This is a genomic window from Humibacter albus DSM 18994 (assembly GCF_000421825.1).
Classification (GTDB): domain Bacteria; phylum Actinomycetota; class Actinomycetes; order Actinomycetales; family Microbacteriaceae; genus Humibacter; species Humibacter albus.
The window spans coordinates 473570-496818 of sequence record NZ_ATXT01000011.1 but is presented as its reverse complement, the minus strand read 5'-3'; the positions used below and the strand labels follow the sequence as shown (position 1 = coordinate 496818).

At 68.2% G+C, this 23249-nt stretch carries 22 protein-coding genes; 19 read left to right on the top strand and 3 right to left on the bottom strand.

The window, feature by feature from the left end; genetic code table 11:
- Positions 1–22: 22 nt before the first annotated feature.
- The 3 genes from H623_RS0103710 to holA all read left to right on the top strand — a co-directional run bounded on the left by H623_RS0103710 (position 23) and on the right by holA (position 4277).
- On the top strand, positions 23–700 hold the full coding sequence (locus H623_RS0103710; protein ID WP_022899603.1) for a ComEA family DNA-binding protein: 678 nt from the start codon (positions 23–25) through the stop codon (positions 698–700).
- A complete protein-coding gene (locus H623_RS17595) occupies positions 700–3093 on the top strand; it encodes a ComEC/Rec2 family competence protein (RefSeq protein ID WP_022899602.1) in 2394 nt (797 codons plus the stop codon). The genes H623_RS0103710 and H623_RS17595 overlap by 1 nt, the downstream gene beginning before the upstream one ends.
- Before the next feature lie 194 nt (positions 3094–3287).
- Complete coding sequence (gene holA, locus H623_RS17590; RefSeq protein ID WP_051143075.1) at positions 3288–4277, top strand: DNA polymerase III subunit delta; 990 nt, start codon at positions 3288–3290, stop codon at positions 4275–4277.
- 166 nt (positions 4278–4443) lie between these two features.
- Here the strand turns inward: holA and rpsT are convergent, their stop codons facing one another.
- The gene (rpsT, locus tag H623_RS0103690) at positions 4444–4704 is read right to left on the bottom strand and encodes a 30S ribosomal protein S20 (protein ID WP_022899599.1); all 261 of its coding nucleotides are present in this window, start codon (positions 4702–4704) and stop codon (positions 4444–4446) included.
- 215 nt (positions 4705–4919) lie between these two features.
- Here rpsT and H623_RS0103685 point away from each other — a divergent pair, with 215 nt between their 5' ends.
- The 5 genes from H623_RS0103685 to hemW all read left to right on the top strand — a co-directional run bounded on the left by H623_RS0103685 (position 4920) and on the right by hemW (position 10818).
- Positions 4920–6143 (top strand): amidohydrolase, encoded by a 1224-nt coding sequence (locus tag H623_RS0103685; RefSeq protein WP_022899598.1) that lies wholly within the window; start codon positions 4920–4922, stop codon positions 6141–6143.
- 92 nt (positions 6144–6235) lie between these two features.
- Entirely contained in the window at positions 6236–8089 is a 1854-nt protein-coding gene (gene lepA, locus H623_RS0103680; protein ID WP_022899597.1) for a translation elongation factor 4, read from the top strand.
- 175 nt (positions 8090–8264) lie between these two features.
- On the top strand, positions 8265–8681 hold the full coding sequence (locus tag H623_RS22355) for a response regulator transcription factor (RefSeq protein WP_084485562.1): 417 nt from the start codon (positions 8265–8267) through the stop codon (positions 8679–8681).
- 123 nt (positions 8682–8804) lie between these two features.
- Positions 8805–9614 carry a DUF1990 domain-containing protein gene (locus tag H623_RS17580; RefSeq protein WP_022899594.1) on the top strand — a complete coding sequence of 270 codons (810 nt, stop codon included), beginning with the start codon at positions 8805–8807 and terminating at the stop codon, positions 9612–9614.
- Complete coding sequence (gene hemW / locus H623_RS0103660) at positions 9589–10818, top strand: radical SAM family heme chaperone HemW (RefSeq protein WP_022899593.1); 1230 nt, start codon at positions 9589–9591, stop codon at positions 10816–10818. The genes H623_RS17580 and hemW overlap by 26 nt, the downstream gene beginning before the upstream one ends.
- Before the next feature lie 6 nt (positions 10819–10824).
- On the opposite strand, the gene H623_RS0103655 is transcribed toward hemW, so the two are convergent.
- Both H623_RS0103655 and H623_RS17575 read right to left on the bottom strand, forming a co-directional pair.
- Entirely contained in the window at positions 10825–11247 is a 423-nt protein-coding gene (locus tag H623_RS0103655) for a DUF4870 domain-containing protein (RefSeq protein ID WP_022899592.1), read from the bottom strand.
- Positions 11248–11400: 153 nt separating this feature from the next.
- Positions 11401–12072, bottom strand: a complete 672-nt coding sequence (locus tag H623_RS17575) for a DUF4870 domain-containing protein (RefSeq protein WP_022899591.1) — start codon at positions 12070–12072, stop codon at positions 11401–11403.
- Between the two features lie 250 nt (positions 12073–12322).
- Here H623_RS17575 and H623_RS17570 point away from each other — a divergent pair, with 250 nt between their 5' ends.
- The 11 genes from H623_RS17570 to H623_RS0103595 all read left to right on the top strand — a co-directional run bounded on the left by H623_RS17570 (position 12323) and on the right by H623_RS0103595 (position 23198).
- The gene (locus H623_RS17570) at positions 12323–13708 is read left to right on the top strand and encodes a hypothetical protein (protein WP_084485559.1); all 1386 of its coding nucleotides are present in this window, start codon (positions 12323–12325) and stop codon (positions 13706–13708) included.
- 164 nt (positions 13709–13872) lie between these two features.
- The gene (gene hrcA / locus H623_RS0103640) at positions 13873–14907 is read left to right on the top strand and encodes a heat-inducible transcriptional repressor HrcA (protein WP_022899589.1); all 1035 of its coding nucleotides are present in this window, start codon (positions 13873–13875) and stop codon (positions 14905–14907) included.
- Positions 14908–14981: 74 nt separating this feature from the next.
- Entirely contained in the window at positions 14982–16085 is a 1104-nt protein-coding gene (gene dnaJ / locus H623_RS0103635; RefSeq protein WP_022899588.1) for a molecular chaperone DnaJ, read from the top strand.
- Between the two features lie 4 nt (positions 16086–16089).
- Positions 16090–16827: a 16S rRNA (uracil(1498)-N(3))-methyltransferase gene (locus H623_RS0103630; protein ID WP_022899587.1), complete on the top strand. Its 738-nt coding sequence runs from the start codon at positions 16090–16092 to the stop codon at positions 16825–16827.
- A 61-nt stretch (positions 16828–16888) separates the two neighbouring features.
- On the top strand, positions 16889–17245 hold the full coding sequence (locus tag H623_RS0103625) for a histidine triad nucleotide-binding protein (protein ID WP_022899586.1): 357 nt from the start codon (positions 16889–16891) through the stop codon (positions 17243–17245).
- A 79-nt stretch (positions 17246–17324) separates the two neighbouring features.
- Positions 17325–18329 carry a PhoH family protein gene (locus H623_RS0103620; protein WP_245558880.1) on the top strand — a complete coding sequence of 335 codons (1005 nt, stop codon included), beginning with the start codon at positions 17325–17327 and terminating at the stop codon, positions 18327–18329.
- 78 nt (positions 18330–18407) lie between these two features.
- Positions 18408–18869, top strand: coding sequence for an rRNA maturation RNase YbeY (ybeY, locus tag H623_RS0103615; protein WP_022899584.1), 462 nt, complete (start codon positions 18408–18410; stop codon positions 18867–18869).
- 10 nt (positions 18870–18879) lie between these two features.
- Positions 18880–20202, top strand: a complete 1323-nt coding sequence (locus H623_RS0103610; protein ID WP_022899583.1) for a hemolysin family protein — start codon at positions 18880–18882, stop codon at positions 20200–20202.
- Positions 20199–21116, top strand: coding sequence for a GTPase Era (era, locus tag H623_RS0103605; RefSeq protein ID WP_022899582.1), 918 nt, complete (start codon positions 20199–20201; stop codon positions 21114–21116). The genes H623_RS0103610 and era overlap by 4 nt, the downstream gene beginning before the upstream one ends.
- A 172-nt stretch (positions 21117–21288) precedes the next feature.
- Positions 21289–22515: a sensor histidine kinase gene (locus tag H623_RS17565; protein ID WP_022899581.1), complete on the top strand. Its 1227-nt coding sequence runs from the start codon at positions 21289–21291 to the stop codon at positions 22513–22515.
- Complete coding sequence (locus H623_RS0103595; protein ID WP_022899580.1) at positions 22512–23198, top strand: response regulator; 687 nt, start codon at positions 22512–22514, stop codon at positions 23196–23198. The genes H623_RS17565 and H623_RS0103595 overlap by 4 nt, the downstream gene beginning before the upstream one ends.
- The last annotated feature ends 51 nt before the right edge of the window (positions 23199–23249 follow it).

Below are 23249 nucleotides of genomic sequence, written 5' to 3'. Positions count from 1 at the left end.
ATGCCCGGATACCGTCGCGAGCGTGGATGCCGACGAATCGCTGGAGGAACTCGCGCCCGCTTCGCGCACGATGCCACGCGCCGTCAAGCTGCGAATCGGCGCGGGGGCAGCCGCCGTCCTTCTCATCGCGGCGTTCGCCACCGCCGTGCTCGTGGGCCTGTTGACACCACAGGGTGACGGATCGGAGGTCCCGGCCGCCGCCGTGACGGCGGGGGCGGCGGCATCCAAGAAGGCGGTGACGCCGGCGCCCACGCCCTCTGCGCTTCTGTACGTGCACGTGCTAGGTGCCGTCGTGCGTCCCGGGCTGTACACGCTCCCGGCCGGCTCTCGGGTCGTCGACGCTGTTGGCGCGGCCGGCGGTCTGACCTCCGATGCCGAGCAGTCCGGGGTGAACCTCGCCCGATTGCTCTCCGACGGCGAACAGCTCGTCGTTCCGCATGTCGGCGATCCGGTGACGGCTCCCGGCTCCGGCGGCTCTGCCAGCGGATCGGAAGCGGGAATGCCGGGCGGCACGGTGAATCTGAATACCGCGACCGAGGAGCAGCTGGAGACACTGCCGAGGATAGGCCCGGCCATGGCGGCGAAGATCCTCGCCTGGCGTGCGGACAACGGCAGATTCACCTCCGTCGACGATCTGATGAACGTGAGCGGTATCGGGCAGAAGACGTTCGATGGACTCAAAGACCAGGTGACGGTCTGATGATCGACTTGAGGCTCGCGCTTCCCGCGGGAGCGGCGTGGGGCGGCGCGGCCCTCGCCATCTCCATGCCGAGCGCGTGGTGGCTGGCGGTCGTCTTGTGGGCCGCGGCCATCGCAGCGGCGGTGGTGGCTCTTGTCGTGGGGTCGCGCGGGGCGCATACGCCGCGCGACAGGCTGCCTGTCGTTCTCGCCGCCGCGTGCGTCGCTGCGGCCACTGCGGCCCTCGTCGCGACGGCAGCGTCGGCGGCGACGCCGCTCCGACGTCCCGATGAGGTTCGAGCGCTCGCGCACCACACCGTCGTGCTGCGCGCCACGGTGGCGTCGGCGGCCGTCGCCTCGTCGACGGCTTCCGGGTTCGGCGCCGCGCAGCGAACGCGATTCTCCGCGACAGTGACCGCAGTGACGGCCGGAACGACGACAGTGCGTGCTCGGATGCCCGTGCTCGTCTTCGCGCCGAAGGGCACGCGGGTGCAGATCGGCGCGACGGTCCGCGTGACCGGGAACGTCGCGGTGCTGGAACCATCGTCGGAGATCGCGGCGTTCGTGTACGCGTCGGGCCGGCCGCGGGCGATCGGCTCTGCGCCGGCACCGCTCGCCGCGGCGAACGCGATGCGGTCCGGATTCTCCCGGGTTGCCGCCGATCTCCCCGGTGACGGTGGAGCGCTGCTGCCCGGGTTGGCGATCGGCGACGTGCATCAGGTGCCGGACTCGCTGACCCAGGCGATGAAGAGCTCGAGCCTCACGCACCTGACCGCCGTGTCGGGTGCGAACTGCGCCGTGGTGGTGTCGCTGATCGGCGCCGGTGCGGGCGCCGTGGGGCTCGGACGTGCGGGGCGATCGATGGCATCCTTGGGCGCTCTCGCGGCGTTCGGCGTGCTCGTGACCCCACAGCCGAGCGTGTTGCGAGCAGCTGCGATGGCCGCCGTCGTCGTGTTCGCCGGGTGGTCGGGAAGGCAGGGGCGGGCGGTTTCGGCTCTGTCGTTCGCCGTCGTGGCGTTGCTCGTCACCGACCCCTGGCTCGCCGTGGATTACGGCTTCGCGCTCTCGGTGCTCGCCACGGGCGCTCTGCTCCTGCTCGCTCCGCCGCTCACGCGGCGCCTCAGCGCGTATCTGCCGGCGAGAGTGGCCACCGTGATCGCGGTGCCGCTCGCGGCGCAGGTGGCCTGCCAACCGGTGCTGATCATGCTGAATCCGACGGTGCCGCTCTACGGCGTACTCGCGAACCTGGTCGCCGAGCCCGCCGCACCGCTGGCGACCATCATCGGGCTCGGCGCGTGTCTTCTGGTGCCCGTGTGGCCGGCAGCGGGCGCACTCGTCGCCCACGTGGCGTGGCTCCCCTCGGCATGGATCGCTGCCGTCGCTCGGGTCAGCGCAGCGCTTCCGGCGAGCGCTCTCGAATGGGTGGGTGGCGTCTTGGGGTTCGTGCTCATGCTGGTGATCACCGTCGCCGTAGTGCTCCTGGTGATCCGGCCGCGGGGACGGGTGGCGAGGCGTGCGCGCTGGGCGGCGCTGGCGGCGTCCGGTGTCATCGTCGTGTGCACTCTCGCGGGCTCGATGGGTGCGGGCGTGGCCCAGGCGATGTCCCGTCCCGCGAACTGGAGCATCGCGGCGTGCGACATCGGGCAGGGCGACGCGGTTCTGCTCCGTAGCGGTGACGCGCACGCGCTCGTCGACACGGGGCCGGATCCCGCTCGTCTGACCGACTGCCTCGACGCGCTCGGCATCGGGCGCATCGACCTGCTCGTTCTCACGCACTACGACATGGATCACGTGGGCGGCACGTCGGCCATTGTCGGCAAGGTGGGTCTCGCGCTCGTCGGGCCCGCCACCGATGCGCACGCCCGAGAAGTCGATGACGAGTTGCGGCACGGCGGGGCCGATGTGCGCGTCGCCCAGACCGGCGACGCGGGAACGTTCGGCGACGTCGCATGGCGGGTGCTGTGGCCCGACGCCGACGGGGACGGAATGGAGGACGGCAACGAGAAGAGTGTGACGATGCTGTTCGACGGCGACGGCATCCGCTCGCTGTTCCTCGGCGATCTCGATGAGCGCGCGCAATCGGCGCTGCTCGCCACGGGCCGTGTGCCGCAGGTGCAGGTGGTGAAGGTGGCGCACCACGGCTCCAGCGACCAGGCGGAGGCCCTCTACGACGCGCTTTCCGCGGCGGTGGGGCTGATCTCCAGCGGAATAGGAAACGACTACGGGCATCCGACGCAGACCGCTCTCGGGATTCTGCATCGCGCGGGCATCCTCGCCATGCGCACCGACGTTCAGGGGATGCTCATGGTCGCCTCCGACGGCCATGGCGGCCTTCGCACGTGGACACAACGGCACGCTTCGGCCGAGACTCTGCGCACGCCGGGACGGGAACTGAGCGTCGGGGGCGGCGGATAGGCTGGGCGAGCACCGACGGCGAATGAGCGGTGCACGCGAACGACACGTACTCAGGATGCGTAGGGAATGGGGTACAAGCGGTGGCGACGAGGACGAACGGGTCGGCATCACGGGCATCCGGTGGCCGTGCGGCATCGTCACGCAGCACACGCGGGTCTGGCGCGAAGGGTGCGTCGCGATCGGCGAAGGCGGCGATCCCGCAGCTCGCGTGGCACGAGGTGCGCGCAGCGCCGGTCGTGCTGATCAGCGGCACCGAGACGGTGCTCGCCGACAGGTCCGTGCGCATACTGCGCGATGTGCTCAGGCAGGCCGATCCCACGCTCGAGGTCAGCGATCTGAACGCCGCAGACTACGCCGGGGGAGAACTCGCGTCGCTCGCCAGCCCTTCGCTGTTCGGTGAGCCACGCCTCATTCGGGTTGCATCGGCGGAGCGGGCGACGGATGCCTTCATCACCGACCTCGTCGACTATCTGCAGGCGCCCGCCGATGACACGACCGTGCAGGTGCGCCACGGCGGTGGAGTGCGCGGCAAGAGATTCCTCGACGCGATCCGTTCCGGCTCCGGCGACGGCATCGAGGTGGTCTGTGCCGAGCTGAAGCGCGACTCCGACAAGTACGAGTTCGCCCAGGCGGAGTTCCGCATGGCGGGCAAGAAGATCACGGCCGGTGCCTTGCGCGCGGTCACGAGCGCGTTCGCCGACGATCTCGGCGAATTGGCATCGGCGTGCCAGCAGCTCATCTCCGACGCGGGGGACGAGATCACCGAGGCGACGGTGGATCGCTACTACGGGGGCCGCGTGGAGACCAATGCGTTCAAGGTGGCCGACGCGGCGCTGGCCGGCCGGTACGGCGAGGCACTGATCACGTTGCGGCACGCGCTGGCTTCCGGCGCCGACCCCGTTCCGATCGTCGCCGCGTTCGCGAGCAAGGTGCGAACGATGGCCCGGCTCTACGGGGCGCGGGGAAGCTCGGCGCAGCTGGCGTCTCAGTTCGGGCTGGCACCGTGGCAGGTCGATCGGGCCCGCCGTGACCTGCAGGGCTGGACGGAGCCCGGGCTGGCGCGCAGCATCGAGATCGTGGCCGACGCCGATGCGAGCGTGAAGGGCGCCGGGAGGGACCCGGTGTTCGCGCTCGAGCGCATGGTCGAGGTTCTCAGCGCCCGCGGTGACGTCGCGCGCGGTTGACGGCGCGCTCCCGGTCGGACATCGCGAAGACAGGGTCGGCGCGGCGCGATCGGGAACGGCGCTGCTCGCGATGAACTGACGGCGACCGCTGAGATGACGAGAACCCCGTCACGGGGACGGGGTTCTCGTGTCGACGGGGGAGAACCCGCCGGGGACTACGAGGCGCTCAGAGCGCGGCGACCTGCTTGGCGATGGCCGACTTGCGGTTCGCCGCCTGGTTCTTGTGGATGACGCCCTTGCTGACGGCCTTGTCCAGCTTCTTGCTCGCAAAGGCGAGAGCGGTGGTGGCCTTCGCCTTGTCACCGGAGGCCGCGGCCTCGCGCGTAGCGCGGATCGCGGTCTTGAGCTCGCTCTTGACGGCCTTGTTGCGCTCGTGCGCCTTCTCGTTGGTGCGAATGCGCTTCATCTGCGACTTGATGTTTGCCACGAGTGGTCTTGTCTTTCGTTCGATGTACCGAGATTGAGGATGTGCCGGCAGATGAAGAGGGCATCTCCCGACGACGTGCGGGTTGAAACCACACGCAAGCCAACAAGCAACCTTACCAGATACCCGTTCGCGCCCGGGAATACCTGCCGCTCTCCCGTCGCTAAGCGTGCTCACGCGACTCGATGCCGGTGCACGCGAAACCTAGGCTGGAGGGCATGAGTCTTCAGCGAGCATCCATCGCCATCGTCGGCGCGCGTGTCGTGCCCGTCGCGTCCGAACCGGTCGAGAACGGCACGGTGATCGTGCGGGACGGCATCATCACGGCGGTCGGGGCCGACGTCGCCGTTCCCGAGGGCGTCCCCGTCGTGCACGCCGAGGGCAAGTGGCTGCTCCCGGGCTTCATCGAGGCGCACGGCCATGTCGGAATCCACGAGGAGGGCGGAGGCGCCGCGGGGAACGACACGAACGAGATGACCGGCCCGAACACCGCCGGCGTTCGGGCCATCGACGGCATCGACATCGACGACGAGGGGTTCCGCGATGCGCTGTCGGGAGGCATCACCTCGGTGATCGTCAAACCGGGCAGCGGCAATGTGATCGGGGGCCGCACCGTCGCGATCAAGACGTGGGGCGGCCGCACCATCGACGAGCAGGTGATCACGGATGCCGTCAGCGTGAAGTCCGCACTCGGCGAGAACCCGAAACGCGTCTATGGCGAGAAGAAGCAACTGCCGTCGACGCGGCTCGGTGTCGCCTACGTGCTGCGCCAGGCCTTCGTCGACGCGCAGAATTATGTCGCCGCGCGGGACGCCGCGGCCGCCAAGGGCGAGCCTTTCGCGCGAGACCTCGCCAAGGAGACACTGGCGAGCGTGCTGTCCGGCGAGCTCGCCTGGGACCAGCACGTGCACCGGCACGACGACATCGCCACGGCGATCCGTCTCGCCGACGAGTTCGGTTACCGTCTCGTGATCAACCACGGGACCGACGGGGCGAAGCTCGCCGACGTGCTCGCCGAGCGGGACGTCCCGGTCATCTACGGTCCGATGTTCACCTCGCGCTCCAAGGCGGAGTTGAAGGATCGCGCGATCGCGAACCTCGGTCGGCTGGCCGCAGCGGGCGTGCGCGTGGCGATCACCACCGATCACCCGGTGGTCCCGATCAACTTCCTCGTGCACCAAGCGTCGCTGGCGGTGAAGGAGGGGCTCGACCCCGAGATCGCCCTGCGCGCCCTCACCGTGAACCCTGCTTCGTTCCTCGGCCTCGACAGCCGAGTCGGCGCGATACGAGAGGGTCTCGACGGCGACCTGGTGCTGTGGTCTTCAGACCCGCTCGACGTGATGAGCCGTGCGGAGCACGTGTACATCACCGGCCGCGAGGTGTACCGGTGGGAGGATGGCCGGGGCGTGGTCTCCGAGCGATCCGAGAGGTTCTCGGCGTAGGCATCCGACACCCGTTGCCCTTCTCGAGCACGTCATCGGCTCGGGACGGGCGTGCCGGCCACCTCCCGCGTTCATGGGAGAATTGCCGCACGATGTCTCCACGTGCAACCACGGCCCTCGAGCCGGCCGCGACCGATCCCGCGCGCATCCGCAACTTCTGCATCATCGCGCACATCGACCACGGCAAGTCCACGCTCGCCGACCGCATGCTGCAGCTCACCGGCGTGGTCGACGAGCGTGCGATGCGCGCGCAGTACCTCGACCGCATGGAGATCGAGCGCGAGCGCGGCATCACCATCAAGAGCCAGGCCGTGCGCATGCCCTGGCAGTACCAGGGTGACACGTACGCGCTGAACATGATCGACACGCCGGGACACGTCGACTTCACCTACGAGGTGTCTCGGTCGCTGGCCGCCTGCGAGGGCGCCATTCTGTTGGTGGATGCCGCGCAGGGCATCGAGGCGCAGACCCTCGCCAACCTCTACCTGGCGCTCGAGAACGACCTCGCGATCATTCCGGTGCTGAACAAGATCGATCTGCCCGCCGCCGAGCCCGAGAAGTACGCGCGCGAGCTCGCAGACCTCATCGGCGGCAGTCCCGACGACGTGCTGAAGGTCAGCGGCAAGACCGGCGCCGGTGTCGACCTGCTGCTCGATCGCGTGACCGAGTCGGTGCCGGCGCCCGCCGGGACCAAGGATGCCCCCGCGCGCGCGATGATCTTCGACTCGGTGTACGACAGCTACCGCGGCGTCGTCACCTATGTGCGCATGGTCGACGGCCAGCTGACGCCGCGCGAGCGCATCCAGATGATGTCCACGCGTGCGACGCACGAGCTGCTGGAGATCGGCGTGAGCTCGCCCGAGCCCACCCCGACCAAGGGCCTGGGCGTGGGCGAGGTCGGCTACCTCATCACGGGCGTGAAAGACGTGCGGCAGTCTCGGGTCGGCGACACCGTCACGAACGCCGCGAAGCCGGCATCCGACGCGCTGGCCGGCTACACCGACCCGAAGCCCATGGTGTTCTCCGGGCTGTACCCGATCGATGGCAGCGACTACCCCGATCTGCGGGAGGCGCTCGACAAGCTCAAGCTGTCGGATGCCGCGCTCGTCTACGAGCCTGAGACCTCCGTCGCGCTCGGGTTCGGCTTTCGCTGCGGCTTCCTCGGCCTGCTCCACCTGGAGATCGTCACCGAGCGGCTGGAGCGCGAGTTCGGTCTCGACCTGATCACCACGGCCCCGAGCGTGATCTACGACGTCACCACCGAGGACGGCAAGAACGTCACCGTGACGAACCCGAGCGAGTACCCGACGGGTAAGGTGAGCACTGTGCGCGAGCCGATCGTGAAGGCCGCCATCCTCACGCCGAAGGACTACGTCGGCACCGTCATGGAGCTGTGCCAGTCGCGACGCGGCACGATGCTCGGCATGGACTACCTGGGTGAGGACCGCGTCGAGATCCGCTATTCCATGCCGCTCGGTGAGATCGTGTTCGACTTCTTCGATCAGTTGAAGAGCCGCACGCAGGGGTACGCAAGCCTGGACTACGAGCCCGCGGGTGAGCAGGAGGCAGATCTCGTGAAGGTCGACATCCTGCTGCAGGGAGAGCAGGTGGATGCCTTCAGCGCCATCGTGCACCGGGACAAGGCCTATGCATACGGCGTCATGATGACCGAGCGGCTGCGCAAGCTGATCCCCAGGCAGCAGTTCGAGGTCCCCGTGCAGGCCGCGATCGGCGCGCGCATCATCGCGCGCGAATCGATCCGCGCGATGCGCAAGGACGTTCTGGCCAAGTGCTACGGCGGCGACATCACCCGCAAGCGCAAGCTCCTGGAGAAGCAGAAGGAGGGCAAGAAACGCATGAAGATGGTGGGGCGCGTCGAGGTCCCCCAGGAGGCGTTCATCGCCGCGCTCTCGGGGGACGTCGAAGGTAAAGAGAAGAACAAGTAGAGCTCGTCAGACCTCCGCTTCTGTTGCGGAGCGCCCGGTGAGCGGGCGCGGTGAGGCGGGTTGAGGCGAGGTTCTCGCGTTCATCAACCAGGTATCGCGCGGAAGCCGGGCGAGCGTAACGGCGACCCACCCGGCCGCCGCGAGAAGCAGAACATCGGCTGCCAGCGTCGCCACCATGGTGCCGACCAGCGCGTTGACGAGGATGCCGACCGTGCACAGCACCAGCGGCCAGGGCGGCGCGAGACGGCCTCGCCACAACGCGACGAGCACGACGAGCATTCCGAGCTGGCCGGCGATTTCGAGGATCCAGGCGACCTCGCTCGCCGCGGCGCAGTTCGTGCACCGTGCGCCGCCGCACGGCGACGATCGGGGGCCGCTCGCCGTTCTGACGGCGCGCGAGTGCGAGGTGCTCGTCGAGATCGCGCGAGGGTGCACGAATCAGGAGCTCGGCGATCGACTGCACATGGCGGAGGGGACGGTGAAGACGCACGTCAGCCGCATCCTGTTCAAACTCGGCCTGCGTGACCGTGTGCAAGCCGTGATCGCGGCCTATGAGTTCGGTCTCATCGAACCGGCAGGTGGCGTCGGTTAGACTTTTCGCGCGAAATGGGGGTTCGACTCGCCGCGCCCCTGCCGAGCGGGAAAGACGTCCCGCACGAGGAAAAAGGACGAGCCCACGACTTCCACGCGACGCAGCACGTTCACCGATCAGCCGGTGACCTATGCCGCTGTCGGCGCCACCGCGTCGCACGATCTGACTCTGCACCCTCCCAAGGGTTTCCGATCCCGTTCGCGTTCGATCCGCCTGGGCAGCGGAGATGGTCGTTTCGCGAGCTCGTCACAGGCTCTGATGACGTGGGGCGTTCAGCGCGGCAGCGGTGTGGAGGTCACACACGTCGACCCGGGAACCGGTGAGGAGTATGCCGGCGTCAGGTTCGCCGACGACGGCACGCCGGAGCGCCTCGAACCGCACCGCGGAACCGAGGCAGTCTTCGATGAGGATGGCCACCCGTACATCTCCAATGGCATGAGCGCCGTGCTGCGTGTGCCATTCGGCCCGTTCCACCTCAAAGCGCCGGTACGCGTCGTCTACGTGATCGAGGAGGAGCACCGCGTCGGGTTCGCCTACGGGACGATGCACGGGCATCCGTTGACGGGCGAGGAGGCGTTCGTGCTCGAGCAGCGCGACGACGGGTCCGTGTGGTTGACCCTGCGGTCGTTCTCCCGGCCGGGATCGGGACTCCGCCGCCTGGTGGCGCCGTTCGTGCTCTCCGGCCAGAAGAAGTTGGCCAGGCGATATCTGCGCGCACTCCACCCGGTCACAGGGCCGGTGACACCGCCCGAGTCGGCCTCCTCGAGTTCGCAGCAGGACGACGGTCAAATGCCCGTGCGGGCCACGGCAGTCGATGTGACGGTCGACGATGCCGCAGCCGAGCTGGAATCCAGGGCCCCGGCCGAGCCGGTGGACGCCGCTCACGATCTGGTCGGCGAGGCCGAGCGTGCCGAGCGCACTGCCGATCGCTGACCCGGCGCCCAGCGACGGTCTGCTTCCGGCTGGAGCCGCGGACGGCGCGGAAGACCGCGACTTCGGCGTCTACCTGCACGTCCCGTTCTGCCGAGTGCGCTGCGGATACTGCGACTTCAACACCTACACGGCGACCGAATTGCGTGGCGCGAGGCAGGCGGACTACGCGGAGCAGGCGGCGCTCGAGGTGGGTTTCGCCGCCGACGTGCTGGCGGCATCCGGGATTTCGCCGCGGCCCGCGTCGACGGTGTTCTTCGGCGGCGGGACGCCGACGTTGCTGCCGGTGACGGATCTCGTGGCGATGCTCGCGAAGGTGCGCACGACATTCGGTCTCGCCGATGGTGCCGAGGTCACGACAGAGGCGAATCCCGACAGCGTGGATGCCCGATACCTTGCCGAGCTCGCGCGCGCCGGCTTCACGCGTGTCTCGTTCGGCATGCAGTCGGCGGTGCCGCGCGTGCTGCGCACGCTGGAGCGCACCCACGATCCTCGGCGGGTTCCGCAGGTGGTCGCGTGGGCCAAGGATGCGGGACTCCAGGTCAGCCTCGACCTGATCTACGGAACGCCGGGGGAGTCGCTCGCGGACTGGGGAGCATCCGTCGAGGCAGCGCTGACATGCGAGCCGGACCACATCTCGGCGTATGCGCTCATCGTCGAGGACGGCACCAAGCTGGCGCGTCAGATCCGGCGCGGCGAGCTCGCCGAACCCGACGACGATCTGCAGGCGGACATGTACGAACTCGTCGACGACAGACTCGCCGCTGCCGGCTTCGAGTGGTACGAGGTGAGCAACTGGGCACGTGACAGGAAACATCGATCACGCCACAATCTCGCCTACTGGCTAGGTCACGACTGGTGGGGAATCGGTCCAGGCGCCCACAGTCACGTCGGCGGCGTGCGCTGGTGGAACGTCAAACACCCGGCCGCATACGCCGGACGCGTGGTCACGGGGGAGTCGCCCGCCGCAGGGCGAGAGACCCTGGATGCCGCCACGCGTTCCTTCGAGGACGTCTTGCTCCGGGTGCGCATCCGTGAAGGCCTCCGCGTGTCTGCACTTCAGCCTCAGGCCCGCCAAGCGGTCGCCGGGCTGATCGCGGACGGGCTGATCGACGCGAGAGCCGCCCTGCACGGATCGGTCGAACTGACCCGTACAGGGCGGCTGCTGGCCGACGCGGTCGTGCGCCGGCTCGTGGCCGATCGGTGAATCGGACTACTTGATGAACTGGATCGTCATCGGGTACTTGTAGTACTCACCCCGGTTCGCCTTCACCGCGGCGATGATGCTGAAGATGATGTTCACCACCCAGACGGCGAGCAGGATGAGGAACCCGATGAGGATGAACGCGGTGATCCAGCCGACGATCACGCCGATCAGCATCGTGAGCTGGAAGTTGAGCGCGTTCTTGGTGTTCTCTCGCACGAACGGCCCGCGGTCCTTGAGGACCAGGAAGCCGATCAGGGCCGGGAGGAACGCCAGGCTGGCGTAGCTGACGAACGAGATGATGGCGCCACCCAGGTGGATGAGCATCGACCACATCTTCTCGTCCGACGGCTGGAGCTGCCGCGGCTGCTGGTAAGCACCGGGCGGCGGCGCCTGGTTCGGATCTTGCGGAGGGGGAGGGACGTTGCTCATGTCAGGTCTCCTTCTAACGGCCGCGACCTTCATGTCGCTTCGGGCCAACACCCTAGGCCACGACGGACGGGCAAGGGAAGAGCCCGCGTCGGCGTTGCGTACGCGGGCTCTTCTCAGTGAAGCGTGTTAGCGGGCCTTCACCCGCTCCGACGGCTACTTGATGAAACGGAAGTTGAACGGGTAACGGTATCCGCCGCCTGCGTTCACACGCACGCCCCCGATGATCGAGAAGATCACGTTGAGCACCCACAGTGCGAGCGGGAGGAGCTGCATGAGGCCGGGAAGGAACCAGAGGCCGACCGCGTAGAAGACCCCGTCGAGGATGCCGACGACGATCCAGAGGGCGACGTAGCAGATCGTGAACGTGATCTGCCAGTTCAGCGCCTCCTTCGCCTCGACGTTCGTGCGCGGTCCGCGGTCTTTGAGCACGAGCCAGATGATCAGCGACGGCAGGAATCCGACGATGCCGCCGATGTGCGCCCACATCGCGGCGTTCTTGTCGCCCTCTGCCGTGAGCGGCTGCGCGGGAGCGGCATACTGCGGCTGGCCGTAAGGCTGCTGTCCGTACGGCGGTTGCTGCTGTCCATATTGGGGTGGCTGCTGCCCGTACTGTTGCTGCCCGTTCGGCTGCTGTCCGTACTGCGGGGGCTGGCCGTACGACGGTGGTTGCTGCTGTCCGTACTGCGGGGGCTGCTGGCCATAAGGCTGCTGCGGCTGCTGTGCGGGCTGCTGAGGGGGCGGGGGCTGCTGACCGTACGGCTGCTGAGTAGGTGTGACGGGCTGCTGACTCGGGTCGGAGTTCTGGGGAGTGTTCGGATCGCTCATGGCACGGTGTCTTTCTCACGGAACGTACGGAGGACGGTCTCGCTCGGTGCGGGCGCGGGCCCTGCGCGACGCACACACCACAGTTCGAGCGTGACCCTCACCGTACTGGCTGGACTCACCGCGCGGCAATGCGCCGCGCTGACCATATCGAGGTGCCGCCGCATTTCGCCGTAGACAACCCGGGTCGCTATCTTTGGTGAGAAAACTTACACGCGACGTTCAGCCGCGTCCAAGCCCGAGGAGCACAGCAGTGACAGATCCGACAGGACAGAACGGACCGAGCGGTTCCGTCCCACCGACTTCCGACGGGAACGGTTCCCCGGAGGGAACCGCGTCCCCTGCCGAGCAGAACGCTGCTCCCGACCAATCGTCGGCGCCGGATCAGCCGGCTACTGCCACTGAAAACGGTACGGGGCAACCGTCTTCGAACGGTGCTGCTCCGCAGGCACCGTCAGCGGGCGAGCCCGCTGCGCCCGGCGCCTACCCGCCGCCGTCCGCAGACGCCCAGCAGTCCTACGGGCAGCAGGCGCCCTACGGACAACAGCCTCCCTCTCAGCAGCCCGCACAGCCGCTGCAGGGGCAGCCATATGCCGCGCCGGGCCAGCCGTATCCGGGCAGCGCCTACGGTGCGCAGCCTCCGGCGGGGCAACCGCCGCGCAAGGGCATGAGGCCCTGGGCCTGGTGGCTGATCGGAGGCGGCGCCGCACTCGTCGTGATCATCGTCGTCGCCGTCGTGGTGGCCGTGGTCGTCTCCGCCAACAGCGGAGCCAAGCCCGTGGCCGACCAGTACCTGTCTGCGATCTCGAAGGGCGACGCGAAGGCGGCGAACCAGCTCGCGCGCGTCGACACATCCGACGAGAAGGATGCGCTGCTGACGAAGGGCGTGCTGTCGAACGCGGTGAAGCACATCACCGACGCGAAGGTGACGAAGCTGGCATCCAGTCGCTCGTCCGACCTCACCTACGCCACGGTGACCTACGAGCTGGGCGGCAAGGCGTACCACAGCCAGATCGAACTCGACAAGGACTCGAAGGGGTGGTACGTGCGTCAGGGCCTGACGTTCAACCTGCCGGTCTCGACGGCCGCTTCGGCAGCGAGCGATGCGGGTTACACGCTCAAGGGCGGGGACGTGGCCATCACCACCGACAACTACGACGTCGTGGCCTACCCCGGCGTGTACCGGGCCGAAGCACCGAACGAGTTCTTCACGCTGTCGGATGACGTGCAGGTGACGGTGGCGCCGGATGCCGCCACAACGCTCAAAGATCTCAAGCTCACGCCGTCGAAGGCCTACATCGACGACGTGCAGAAGCAGGTCGACGCCCACTTCGACAAGTGCGCCGCGATGACCGACTACTACGACATCGAGGACTGCGGGATCGAGCTCGGGTTCCCGGACAACGTGATGATCACGGGCGCCAAGGTCGCGGTGAAGGTCGGCGAGTATCCCGAGGTCGAGGTCAACGACTCGGACGACTACAACCTGTTCAAGCTCGGCGACGGTTCGATCTCCGCAACCATCACGGGCTCGACCTACGACGGCGGCACCGGTTCCGAACAGATCGAGGCCGGCGCCGGCTACACGAGCGCCGACATCTCGATCAAGGATGGCAAGGTCGTCGTGGACTTCGACTGATCGCGTCCGACTGATCGCGCGGGCGGTACGGGGCCTCCTCGTTCCGCCCGCGTCGCGCGTACCGGGTTCGCGCCCGCGCGATATGATTGGCACTCGGTCTTGGTGAGTGCCAATACCGCACGGAACGGTCACGAAGAACACGCGCGGTGGAACGGAGGGTGGCGATGGTTTCGGATCGCAGCCTCGAGGTTCTGAGGGTGATCGTGCAGGACTACGTCGCCTCGCGCGAACCTGTCGGCTCGAAGAGCATCGTGGAGAGACACGGCTTCGAAGTGTCGGCCGCGACGATCCGAAACGACATGGCCGCCCTCGAAGAAGAAGACCTGATCGTGGCGCCGCACACGTCGTCGGGTCGAGTCCCGACCGACAAGGGGTATCGACTCTTCGTCGACCGCATGTCCGATCTGCGCCCGCTGTCGCACGCTCAGCGGCAGGCGATCGAGGTCTTCCTCGGCGAGTCGATCGACGTGGACGACGTGCTCGCACGCACCGTCCGGCTCCTCGCCCAGCTCACGCACCAGGTGGCGCTGGTGCAGTATCCGTCGGTGTCTCGCGCTCGCGTGCGACACATCGAGTTCGTCCCGCTGGCGCCGCACCGGGTGCTGTGCGTGCTGATCGCCGACTCCGGCGTCGTCGAACAAGCCGTCGCGGAGCCCGACGACGAGCTCAGCGAGTCCGCGCTCGCGGAGCTTCGTGCTCAGGTGAACGCGCAGACGGCAGGGCTTCGGCTCGTCGACGCGGCAGCGACGCTGCGCACGTTGGATGCCACGCTGCCGGCCCCGCGTTGGACTCCCGCACTGCGCGGGATCGCCGCCACCCTCTGCCAGGTCATCGTGGAGCAGATCGAGGGCACCAGGCAGGAGCGGCTGATCATGGCCGGAGCAGCGAATCTGGTGCGCACGGAGAACGACTTCAGCGGCAGCGTCACGCCGGTGCTGGAGGCGATCGAAGAGCAGGTCGAGTTGCTCAAGCTGTTCAGTGAGATGGCCCAGGACCAGCACGGCGTCACGGTGCGCATCGGTCGTGAGAACGCGTCGGCGACGTTGACCGAGGCCTCCGTCGTGGCCAGCGGTTACGCCGGAACGGGCAGCGACGTCGCGCGTCTCGGCGTGCTCGGCCCTACTCGCATGGACTACTCCAACAACATGGCCGCCGTGCGTGCGGTCGCCCGCTACCTCTCCCGTCTGCTCGGCGAATGACCCTCAGCGATCCTGAGCCGACGCCGACCGGGAGATCAGTTCAGCACACGAAAAAGTAAGGAAATCCCCCTTCCGTGGCCGACCATTACGAAGTCCTCGGCGTCTCCCGCGATGCCAGCCCCGACGAGATCAAAAAGGCCTACCGGCGACTCGCCCGTGAACTCCACCCCGACGTGAACCCGAGCCCGGAGGCCTCCGAGCGTTTCAAGCTCGTCACGCACGCGTACGACGTGCTGAGCGACCCGCAGCAGCGACAGCAATACGACCTCGGGCCGCAGGCGGGGTTCGAGGGCGCGGGCTTCAGCGGCTTCGGCGACATCTTCGAGACGTTCTTCGGAGGCGCGGGAGGCGGTGGCGGCCAGCGAGGTCCCCGTTCTCGCCGGGAACGCGGCCAGGACGCCCTCTTGCGCGTCGAGGTGGACCTCGACGAGGTGATCTTCGGGGCCCACCGCGACCTCGAGGTCGACACGGCCGTCGTCTGCGAGACCTGCGGTGGTTCGTGCTGCCAGCCGGGGACCGCACCGGTGACGTGCGACATCTGTCACGGAACCGGCAGCATTCAGCGCACGGTGCGGTCGCTGCTCGGCAACGTGATGACGTCGTCGCCGTGCGGCACGTGCCGCGGCTACGGCACAGTCATCGCGACGCCGTGCGTGACCTGCCAGGGTCAGGGCCGGGTGCGCGCGCGCCGCACCGTGCCCGTCGACATTCCGGCCGGCGTGGACACCGGGCTGCGCCTGCAGATGCCGGGCAGCGGCGAGGCCGGCCCTGCGGGTGGCACGAACGGGGATCTCTACCTGGAGATCAAGGTGCGGCACCACGACGTGTTCAGCCGCGACGGCGACGACCTGCTGTGCACGCTCACGGTCTCGATGGCCGATGCCGTGCTGGGCGCCACGGCCAAGGTGAAGGCGCTCGATGGCGACATCGATGTCGAGCTGAAGCCGGGTGTGCAGAGCGCCGACGTCATCACCGTGAAGGGTCGCGGCATCACTCATCTGCGCGGTAGCGGCCGGGGCGATCTGCGCGTGGGCGTTCAGGTCCTGACGCCGACGAAGCTCGACCGCAAGGAGCGCGAGCTCATCGAGCAGTTCGCGTCGCGACACCACGACGACGCCCCGACGCTGGCCCGATTCCAGCAGGGCCTCTTCTCCAAGCTGCGCGACAGGTTCCTGTAGGGTCATGGCGCATCTCTACCTGCGCGAGGATCTGAGCGACGCCGAGCCCGGTGGCGAGGTCGAGTTGTCGGGCGCCGAGGCGCGTCACCTCGTGACGGTGAGTCGCGGTCGGGTCGGCGAGCAGGTCTCGGTCTCCAACGGTGCCGGACTGTTGGTGACGGGAGAGATCCTCTCCGCCGAACCGGCGCGCGTCGTCGTGCGTGCGGATGCCGTCACTCGCGTTCCCCGGCCGTCGCCCCGCATCGTTCTGGTGCAGGCGCTGGCGAAGGGCGGCCGTGACGAGCTGGCCGTGCAGGCGGCCGTCGAGCTCGGAGCGGACGAGATCGTGCCGTGGCAGGCATCCCGTTCGATCTCGCGCTGGAACGGCGAGAAGGTGCGCAAGGGGGTGCAGCGGTGGGCGTCGATCGTGCGCGAGGCCACGAAGCAGTCCGTGCGCGCGTGGATGCCCGTGGTCGCCGAACCCGTCGGGCTCGCGGACCTCGCCGCTCGGGCGGCCGACAGCCGGATGCTCGTGCTCGAGCCGGGCGTGATCCGACCGCTCACCGACATCCGTTTCGACGATGGCGACGCCCGCGACATCGCGCTGGTCGTGGGGCCGGAAGGCGGGATCTCGCCCGAGGAGTCCCAGCGGCTGGAGTGGGCCGGAGCGCTCCCTGTGCGGCTCGGCCAGTCGGTGCTGCGCACCTCGAGTGCCGGACCCGCGGCCATCGCCGTGCTCAACGTCGCTTTGGGTCGTTGGTGACAGCCGGCGGTCCTGGCGCCGGTTCGGGCGGCGACGGTGCGTCGTTCGTAGAATGGAGCGCATGACGCAGACGGAGCCGAGCATCTTCACGCGCATCATCGAACGGGAGATCCCCGCCGACATGGTGTACGAGGACGAGCGCGTCATCGCGTTCCATGACATCGCGCCCCAGGCACCGGTGCACGTGGTGGTCGTGCCGAAGACGGCGCAGTATCGCAACGTGGTCGAGCTCGCTGCCGCGGATCCTGAGTTGCTCGCCCACGTGGTCGCGGTGGCCCAACGGGTCGCGGACGAGCTGTCAGACGGTGAATTCCGGCTCATCTTCAACAACGGCGAATCCGCCGGTCAGACGATCTTCCACGCGCATGCCCACGTGCTCGCGGGAGGTCTTACGGAAGGAACTCTTGGCTCGAAGTGATGAGGCGTCGGCCACGGCCGGCGCGGCCGCCGGCTCGGCGGCGCCCGCAGAAGCACGACTGCACGTCGACGGTGTGGCGATGGTGCGACTGCTCGGAGCGCAGGATCGTCTGCTGACCAGTCTGGAGAGGCAGTATCCCTCGGTGAGCGTGCACGTGCGCGGCAACGAGATCTCGATCACCGGCGAGGCCGACCAGGTCGAGGCCGCGCGCCGCCTTGTCGAGGAGTTGCTCGTCATGGTCCGCGAGGGCCGCGATCTCACTCCGGTCGAGGTGGAGAGCTCGGCTCGCATCATTCGCGGCGGATCAAGTCCGTCCGATGTGCTCGGACAGGTGATCCTCACCTCTCGAGGCAAGAGCATCCGCCCGAAGACGCAGGGACAGAAGGAGTACGTCGACGCGATCGACGAGAACACCATCGTGTTCGGCATCGGTCCCGCCGGTACGGGCAAGACCTATCTGGCCATGGCGAAAGCAGTGCAGGCGCTGCAGCGCAAAGAGGTGACCCGCATCATCCTGTCGCGCCCGGCGATCGAGGCGGGGGAACGGCTCGGCTTCCTGCCCGGCACGCTCACCGACAAGATCGACCCGTACCTGCGGCCGCTCTACGACGCGTTGAACGAGATGATGGATCCCGAACTCGTGCCGAAGCTCCTCGCGAGCGGCACGATCGAGGTGGCGCCGCTGGCATATATGCGCGGCCGCACGCTGAACGACTCGTTCGTCGTGCTCGACGAAGCGCAGAACACGACGCCGGAGCAGATGAAGATGTTCCTCACTCGCCTCGGATTCGGTTCGAAGATGGTCGTCACCGGCGACATCACGCAGATCGACCTGCCGTCGTCGGCGAGCGGTCTGCGGCTCGTGACCCGCGTGCTCGACGGCATCGATGACATCCACTTCGCACGGCTGACCAGCGACGACGTGGTGCGGCACAGCCTGGTCGGACGGATCGTGGATGCCTACACCGAGTACGACGCGCGCCGCCAGGCCGACCGGTTCGAGCGCGACCAGGCCAGAGAGTTCGCCAACCGCGCCGAGCGCCGCAGTGGAATGCCGCGCGACCATCTGCCGAAGCGGCACTGAGGCGAGGTCGACCGCCCGTCGATCAGCGCGGAGCCGGTCCCTTCTCGAGCACATCCGACCCACGATCAAGAGGACACCGTGAGCATCGAAGTCAACAACGAGTCGGCCGTCGAGGTCGACGAGGCTGCATTGCAGCGCCTTGCCGCCTTCGCCCTCGACACGATGCACGTCTCGACGGAGGCGGAGCTGGCCATCCTGCTCGTCGACGAGGCCGCGATGGAACAGCTGCACGTGCAGTGGATGGACGAGCCGGGACCGACGGATGTTCTGAGCTTTCCGATGGACGAGCTGCGACCAGGAACGGAAGACGACCCGACACCGGCGGGACTGCTCGGCGACGTGGTGCTCTGCCCGCAGGTCGCGGGAGCGCAGGCGGAGAGCGCGGGGCACACGCTGATGGACGAGCTCACGCTGCTCACGGCGCATGGGATCCTGCACCTGCTCGGATTCGACCACGCGGAGCCCGACGAAGAGCGCGAGATGTTCGCGGTCCAGCGCGACATCCTGGTGGGATTCGCGGTGTCGGAACGCCGACGATAGGCGGCTCGACATGATCGCGCTGTTCTTCGTCTTCGCGGTGCTGCTCGTGGCGTTCGGCGGCCTGATGGCGGCGGTCGACGCGGCGATCTCGGTGCAATCGCGGGCGGACATCGCGGAGCTGGCGCAGACATCCCGTTTTCGCAGATCGCTGGAGGCCATCGCAGCCGATCCCGGTGCGCACCTGAATGCGGTGAGCTTCGCGCGCATCATCGCGGAGATGACGGCTGCGGTACTGGTCACGCTCGCGTTCGCGAGCCTGATGTGGCCGTGGTGGGTCACGCTGATCGTCTCCGCCGCGATCATGACGGGCGCGTCGTTCGTGCTCGTGGGAACCAGCCCGCGCAGCGTCGGCCGGGCGCACGAGAAGGGCCTGCTCGCGGCGACGGCGGGAATGGTGCACGGCATCCGGATGCTCATCGGTCCGATAGCCCGCGCACTCGTGGAAGTCGGCAACAGGGTGACGCCGTCGCGGGCGCGATCGGCTGCGGTCACGAACGAGGAGCAGCTGCTCAGCATCGTCGATGAGGCGACCGAGCTCGACGTGCTCGAGGAGGACGATCGCGAGCTCATCCATTCGATCTTCGAGTTCAACGAGACGTTCGTGCGCGAGGTGATGATTCCGCGCACCGACATGGTGACCATCGACGACGACGCCACCGTGGCCGGCGCGATGAGCCTGTTCCTCTCCAAGGGGATCTCGCGCGCGCCGGTGGTGGGCGATGACGTGGACGAGGTGGCGGGCATCCTGTACCTGCGCGACGTGGCGAAGGATGCGTTCGAGCGGCCTCGCGACGTCGACACCACCCCGGTCGCCCCGTTGGCGCGGCCCGCGCTGTTCGTTCCCGAATCGAAGAAGGTCGACGCGCTGCTGCGGCAGATGCAGCTGGAGTCGAACCATCTGGCCATGGTCGTCGACGAATACGGCGGCATCGCCGGACTGGTCACGCTGGAGGACCTGATCGAAGAACTCGTCGGTGACATCTCCGACGAGTACGACCACGACGCGCCCCTCGTGGAGGCGCTCGGCTCCGAGTCCTTTCGCGTCAGCGTGCGGCTGCCGGTGGACGAGCTCGGCGACCTGTTCGGCCTCGAGCTCGATGACGACGACGTGGACTCGGTGGGCGGCCTGTTCGCGAAGGCGCTCGGGCGGCTGCCGGTGCGTGGATCGCAGGCGAGCATACACGGCCTGGTGCTCACCGCCGATCGCTCCGAGGGCCGGTCGCGTCGCATCAGCACCGTGCTCGCACGGCGCGGGGACGAGCCTGCGCACGCCCAGGCGACCGAGCGGGAGGACGCGGACACGCGCCGGCAGGAGAGAGGACATCAAGCATGAGCCAGAACGCGGACTCGGAGACCGACGGAGCGTTCCGTGCCGGCTTCGTCTCGTTCGTCGGACGACCCAACGTCGGCAAGTCGACGTTGATGAACGCGCTGGTGGGCGAGAAGGTGGCGATCACGAGCTCGAAACCGCAGACGACTCGCCGAGCGATTCGGGGCATCGTGAACCGGTCGGACGGCCAGTTGATCGTGGTCGACACCCCGGGCATCCATCGTCCGCGCACGCTGCTCGGCGAACGGCTGAACTCGTTGGTGCAGGCCACGCTCGCCGACGTCGACGTGATCGGGTTCTGCGTGCCCGCCGACGAGAAGATCGGGCCGGGCGACCGCTTCATCAACGAGCGGCTCGATGAATACCCTGGCGCGAAGAAGGTGGCCATCGTCACGAAGACGGACACCGCGTCGAAGCAGGCCATCGCCGACCAGCTGATGGCCGTCTCCGCCCTGCGGGAGTGGGACACGATCATCCCGCTCTCCGCGACCAGGAACGAGCAGCTGGACGTGCTCGTGACCGAACTGATCCGGCTGCTGCCGCTGTCGCCGCAGCTCTACCCGGACGACACTGTCACCGACGAGGAACTCACCGACCGCATCGCCGAGTACATCCGCGAAGCGGTGCTGGAGGATGTGCGGGACGAGTTGCCGCACTCGTTGGCCGTGACCGTCGACGACATCCTCGAGCGGGACGACAAGCCGCTCACCGAGATCTACGCCAACCTGATCGTCGAACGCGACAGCCAGAAGGCGATCGTCATCGGCAAGGGCGGCGCGCGGCTGCGTGCGATCGGGCAGACGGCGCGCGAGCAGATCGAACCGCTCGTCGGAGGCAAGGTGTTCCTGTCTTTGCGCGTGAAGGTGGCCAAGGAGTGGCAGCGCGATCCGAAGCAGCTCGGCCGGCTCGGGTTCTGACGGTATGAGTTGTGACGGCTCTGGCCGAGCGATCCGCGGCGCTAGCGACGGCTTGGACTGCGATGGCGCCGCGTTCGGCGACGTCCGCCTCTAGGCGCTTCTGCCTCCATCGCGGGGATGATCTCTCCTCGCGAAGCGGCGGTCCGCGCCGGCGTCCGCGTAACGTTGTGGGGTGATCCGATCCCTCGGCAGAGCACAGCTCGTCTTCGACCTCATCGTCGCGGGTGTGCTGCTGCTGATCTCCGTCTGGAGCGCGGCGGCCACGCGCCCGGTCATGGGCCCTGTCGTCGTCGTGCTGTTCTGCGCCGCGCTGGCCGTTCGTCGGTTGTCGCCGACGCTGTCGCTGATCGGTGTCTGGGTGGCGGCTCTGACGCAGATCGCCGCGCTCGTCGAGGTCAACGGCGGCAACATCGCCGTGTTCGTCGTCGCCTATTCGACGGCCCTCTACGGGCGGCGGGCCGAGCACTGGCTCGGTCTCGCCTCCGCCGTGGTGGGCGGTGTGATCGGCGCCTACTACCTCACGTTCGCATCGGCGACGAGCTACTTCAATCCGGTCTACGCCGACGCCCGCAACCTCGTCTCGTTCGTGGCCATCGCGATCGGCCTCGTCACACTGTTCGCGCTGAGCTGGACGCTGGGGCTCCTGACGCGGATCGTGCGCCAGGCTCGAGAGGCGAAGATCGAGGCTGCCGTCGCAGCACAGCGCGCCGCCTATGAATCGGTTGTCGAACAGGAACGCACGCGCATCGCCCGCGACATGCACGATGTCGTCGCGCACTCCTTGGCGGTCGTGATCGCGCAGGCCGACGGAGCTCGTTATGCCGGGCAGACCGACCCCCAGGTGCAGAGCGTGGCGCTGAGCACCATCTCGACGACCGCGCGTTCGGCCTTGGCGGAGGTGAGACAGCTGCTCACCCAGCTGCGCCACGAGGTGCCCGACGGACCGCAGCCGTCGTTCTCCCAGCTGCCGGAGCTCCTCGACGGCATGCGGGCTGCCGGTCTGCGCATCACCGAGACGACGTCGGGCGCGCCCGTTCCGCTGCTGCAGGTGAGCGAGATCGCGGTCTACCGCGTTCTGCAGGAATCGCTGACGAACGCGCTGCGTCACGGCGATCCAGCGGGTTCCGTCGCGGTCGAGTGGCGCTGGGAGACCGACGCCTTGCACCTGCGTGTCCGCAACCCGGTGCGGCCGACTCCGAGTCCGCTCGCGCCCGCCGCATCTGCGGGGAGCGGGTCGTCGGTGGCGATCGCCCCCGCACTGCAGGCCGGCCACGGGCTCCCGGGAATGCGGGAACGCGCCGCGCTCGCGGGCGGCACGCTGACGGCGGGCATGATGGGCCACGCGATGTTCGAGGTGGCGATGGTGGTTCCGGCCGCCGAGGAGGAAGGACAGCGATGACCGAACGGATCCGGGTGGCGCTCGTCGACGATCAGGCGTTGTTCCGGGCAGGCGTGCGCATGCTGATCCAGTCGCAGGCCGATCTCGAGTTCGCGGGGGAGGCATCCAACGGACTCGAAGCCGTGGATCTCGCGGCCCGGGAGCGGCCCGACGTCATGCTCATGGATGTGCGGATGCCCGAACTCGACGGTGTCGCGGCGACCGCACGCATCGTGGCCGGCGACACCGCATCGACGCCACGGGTTCTCGTGCTGACCACGTTCGACGTCGACGAGGGCGCGGCGCGTGCGATCCAGGCCGGCGCCAGCGGGTTCGTGCTGAAGGATGCCGATCCCGAGTTCCTTCTCGCTGCCATCCGCACGGTGCACGCCGGCAACGCGGTGATCTCGGCGAGCGCCACCCGGCGCCTGCTCGAGCAGTTCTCCTCGCGATCGCAGAGGCGATCACCCGCCGAGCTGCAGACGCTGACCTCCCGCGAGCGCGAGATCTTCGATCTGGCGGCCCGGGCTCTGAGCAACTCCGAGATCGCCGAGCACGAGTACCTCTCCGAGGCGACGGTGAAGACGCACATCTCCCGGGTACTGACCAAACTCGGCCTGCGCGACCGGGTGCAGCTCGTCGCGTACGCGTACGAGAACGGCCTGGTGAGCAACGGCACCGGGGGCAACGGCACCGGGGGCTGAGCGCGGGAAGCCGGAATCATCCTCGCGTCGCACCCGGATGCCTCGCACGGC